The sequence below is a fragment of the Duganella qianjiadongensis genome (assembly GCF_009857915.1).
Lineage (GTDB): Bacteria > Pseudomonadota > Gammaproteobacteria > Burkholderiales > Burkholderiaceae_D > Rugamonas > Rugamonas qianjiadongensis.
Genome location: NZ_WWCM01000055.1, coordinates 1 through 1,312 on the forward strand (window position 1 = coordinate 1; position 1,312 = coordinate 1,312).

1 protein-coding gene and 1 other annotated feature are annotated in these 1,312 nt (G+C 59.4%); the gene reads left to right on the forward strand.

Features of this window, described 5'->3' with window-relative positions; genetic code table 11:
- Positions 1-50 precede the first annotated feature (50 nt).
- A protein-coding gene (locus tag GTP27_RS23235; protein ID WP_161041456.1) for an IS3 family transposase occupies positions 51-1,273 on the forward strand; the annotation gives its coding sequence in 2 pieces (ribosomal slippage) (positions 51-327 and positions 327-1,273; 1,224 coding nt in all).
- Positions 326-442 (forward strand) — a sequence feature (AL1L pseudoknot). Its footprint overlaps the gene before it by 117 nt.
- Positions 1,274-1,312: the final 39 nt, after the last annotated feature.

Below are 1,312 nucleotides of genomic sequence, written 5' to 3' on the forward strand. Positions count from 1 at the left end.
TGAACCGTTCCGGAAAACTGGGAGGCTCCATTATTTGAGAAAATGGATCTATGAAAAAATCTAAGCACTCGCCCGAAGTAATCGAACGCTCCGTCCGTATGGTCATGGAATGCCAAGGCGAGCACAGCTCGCAGTGGGCTGCCATTTCATCAATTGCTGCCAAAATTGGCTGCACGCCGGAGACTCTGCGGCGCTGGGTTCGCCAGCATGAAACGGACGCAGGCCTGCGAGGAGGGCCAACGACGGCCGAGCAGGAACGCGTCCGCGCACTTGAGCGCGAAGTGAAGGAATTGCGCAGGACGAACGAGATCCTGCGTTTGGCGAGCGCTTTTTTCGCCCAGGCGGAGCTCGACCGCCACCGCAAGTAGTCAGGGCTTTTGTTGACCAGCATCGTGCTGTCTACGGGGCCGAGCCGATTTGCAAAGCACTGCAGGTCGCCCCGTCGGCGTACTGGCGCCATGCCGCCCAAGTTAGGAATCCTGCCTTGCGTTGTGCGCGAGCCCACCGTGACGAACTCATGAGTGCTCATATCCATCGTATTTGGCACGCCAACATGCAGGTCTACGGCGCAGAGAAAGTCTGGCGCCAGCTCAAGCGCGAGCAGATCGAAGTGGCGCGTTGCACGGTTGAGCGCTTGATGCGTCTCGCCGGCCTGCGCGGGGCCGTGCGTGGCAAGGTCGTGCGAACCACGATTGGCGATGCCGCTGCGCCTTGCCCGCTGGACCGGGTCAAGCGCCAGTTCCGGGCCGACCGGCCGAATCAGTTGTGGGTCAGCGACTTCACCTACGTCTCGACTTGGCAAGGCATGATCTATGTCGCTTTCGTGATCGACGTGTTTGCTCGCCGAATCGTCGGCTGGCGCGTGAGTAGTTCGATGCGCACTGACTTCGTGTTGGACGCGCTGGAGCAGGCGCTGTATGCCCGGCAACCGGAGCGCAACGACGCCCTGATCCATCACAGCGACAGAGGCTCGCAATACGTTTCCATCCGTTACAGTGAACGCCTGGCTGAAGCGGGCATCGAGCCGTCGGTCGGCAGCCGGGGCGACAGCTACGACAATGCTCTGGCCGAGACCATCAATGGTTTGTACAAGACGGAGTTGATCAAGAAGCGCGCGCCATGGAAGACCCGTGAATCGGTCGAACTGGCCACGTTGGAATGGGTTTCCTGGTTCAACCATCATCGTTTGCTGGAATCGATTGGCCATATCCCGCCTGCTGAAGCTGAAATGAATTACTATCGTCAACTTTCCGGTCAAGCCATCCCGGTCTGACTCACACCACGGGGCCTCTCAAAATCCCGGAACGGTTCA